This window comes from Nibrella saemangeumensis (assembly GCF_039541915.1).
GTDB classification, from domain to species: Bacteria; Bacteroidota; Bacteroidia; order Cytophagales; family Spirosomataceae; genus Nibrella; species Nibrella saemangeumensis.
The window spans coordinates 1-2,467 of the sequence record NZ_BAABHD010000051.1; the positions used below are offsets into that span (position 1 = coordinate 1).

Below are 2,467 nucleotides of genomic sequence, written 5' to 3' on the forward strand. Positions count from 1 at the left end.
TTGCCCCCGCCAATCTTGGCGATTCTCACAATAGCAAAGGCCATAGCTTTCTTCTTTTCTTGTGCGGTAACATGGCCGCAGCGTTGGGGGTCTCGGGGGTATACCCCTGAGCTTACGGAACAATTTTTGAGCCTGCTCGCAGAGAGGCGAAAAAAATTGCGTAGTAAGTACACCCCTTCCCGCTACCACAGCTCGCAACCTACGCATTCCCCGCCAATTGAGCAAATTTAGGGCGAAAAGGTTATTTACAGGGAGATAAGCGTTAATTAACGGTTGTAGTGGGAAAGGGGATAAAAGAGAAAAACGTTAATTTTGGCCTATTAAGCGTTAATTTACGGATATGGCACTCATCGAATGTGAATACTGTGGCCGCTCGGCCAACGTGCGGGCTGGTGCCCGCTTCTGCTCGCCTTCCTGTCGGGTCCGCAGCCACCAGAAAGAAAAGCTCTCGGTGATGCGGGGCGATCTGGAATACTTAGCCAGGAAGGTAGAAGGCTACGAAGCTAAAGGGGGTAACAGTGTGGCTGAAAAATACCTGAGCCGGGAGGAGATTCAGGAGATTCAGAAACGTGGCCAGCAACGTTAGCCGAATAGCCGTTGCCAGAAGGTTTTCTTGCCCTGCTCGGGCATTCGGCTGGCGATGCCTTCCACAATGCGCGTCAGGTGTTCAATCTGGTCCTGCATATCTTTGGGGCTGGCCGGCAGGTGAGTTTGGGTGAGCTGGCTTTGGGCTAAGCTGCGCACATCCTCATTAACGTACTGGCCGATGGTCTTGCCGGCTCGGGTTGCGGCCTTCTCAATCACCAGGCGAGTGTCGCGGTCAACCCCACGAATCGACCAGGTGACAGGGCCGCTCTTAGTAGCGGGTGCAGACTCGGCGGTGGGTAGGTCTTCAGGCGTGTTCATGGCGTGTCTTACAGCTTGTAAGACACATAAATAGCAAAAAAGCGGTAAAATATCGGTGTGTAAGACAAAATCGTTATTTTGTCTTACACACCAAAAAAGTGAAAGAATCAGTCTCTTACAAATACAATTACTGTAAAAACATTACCCAAATCAGCAATGCAACCGTTCAATAAATACAAGTACTAATCTATAGAATATGTCACTAATAGTTACTAATTTAAACTAACCAATCCATCTTAGAACATTTTAAACACTAAATTGTATGAAACGATTTAAAGTGCTTATTGCTGGTACAGCATGCTTAACCCTAATTACTTTTAAAGTGATGGCATTATGCGGTTGCACTTACCATCTAGGAAATGGGTTCTACTTTGTTTACCAGTATTACGTTGTAGGGTCTAGTTGCTGTATAGGCTCTCCTAGTCAGACTGCCAGTCGAGAAACTTGGTACAATTATCAATATGGATGGACTGATTACGTTGATGGCTGTGAAGCAATGCAACGATGCTGCGAGCCAGACCCAATTAACTGTTGAAATATTATTCAAAACTGCTAAACTGTAGCCTATTATGAAAAGATTATCAATTTTTATATTTATAGCATTTTTGAGCTGTAATCAATACAGAACTATCGATAGTGATGATAAGAAGGTTATTGTAACTTCAAATGCTAGAGAGAGTTATGAAGCTGAACTAAGTAAAATAGCTTACACTATAAGCGTTGAAAAAATAGCAATAGGGCGCGAAGCTATCTCTGCGGCTCAAGCGAAGCTGAATCCAATGGGAATACCTTTCCTCTTTACGGACGTAGACAAATTACGACAAGCCAAAAGCTGGATGTACATAGACAGTATATTCGTCAATAATCAACATATAATAGAATCTGATCCACTATCTTTAGTTATTAAGGAACATACAGCACAAATCATCCTCAGAGACTTCAATTTGATTTCCCAAACTGACGAAAAAGCTTTAGATCGAATAGAATATTATGTTAAATGTTTGGCTAATTCTGATAGCCCTCATCCTGGATTAGTTTACTTAGGTCTTAATCGGCTAGGTAGCAAACTTACTATTTCTGAACGTCGTGAGCTTGCCCAGAAACAATACAACCGTTCCGATTTATTTATGCAAAGAGACGCTGAAAACTTCCGAAAAATGAAAGCTTCTTTGGAGGAAATGACTGAGGAAGAAAGAGCTAAAAAAGTTGGCGTCAAGAAAATTCTAGGCATTTATGATGAAGTAGAATACTTTATGCCTAGACTAAAGGAATTTATTCAATAATCGGTGTTCGCTACGCTCACAGCGTATATATACAGGTTTTCTTTCATAGACCCACGCTCAAAGTGTCACGGTTTTTTACTCCCTTAGGCTAATTAAAAAAAGTTAGCTTTCCCAAGAGTACCCCCGACTCTTTGAGCGTGGGCCTATGAAAGAAAACCTATAAACAATAACGCCCCGACCGAAGGGAGGACCGCATAAAAAAGCCCCGGATGGCTTAGAGCTATCAATCCGAGGCTGGGGCGACTCTCGTCGCGTGGGTGGCCTATCCTCGCGGTTGC

At 43.7% G+C, this 2,467-nt stretch carries 3 protein-coding genes; 2 read left to right on the forward strand and 1 reads right to left on the reverse strand.

Translation table 11 applies throughout. The features are described from left to right. Positions 1-340 precede the first annotated feature (340 nt). The gene (locus ABD949_RS18275) at positions 341-586 is read left to right on the forward strand and encodes a hypothetical protein (RefSeq protein WP_345245597.1); all 246 of its coding nucleotides are present in this window, start codon (positions 341-343) and stop codon (positions 584-586) included. Here ABD949_RS18275 and ABD949_RS18280 read toward each other — a convergent pair. Beyond that, complete coding sequence (locus tag ABD949_RS18280) at positions 583-906, reverse strand: hypothetical protein (RefSeq protein WP_345245598.1); 324 nt, start codon at positions 904-906, stop codon at positions 583-585. The two genes, ABD949_RS18275 and ABD949_RS18280, sit on opposite strands and share 4 nt — an antisense overlap. A 569-nt stretch (positions 907-1,475) precedes the next feature. Between ABD949_RS18280 and ABD949_RS18285 the strand changes: the two genes are divergently transcribed. Further along, positions 1,476-2,189 (forward strand): hypothetical protein, encoded by a 714-nt coding sequence (locus tag ABD949_RS18285; RefSeq protein WP_345245600.1) that lies wholly within the window; start codon positions 1,476-1,478, stop codon positions 2,187-2,189. Positions 2,190-2,467: the final 278 nt, after the last annotated feature.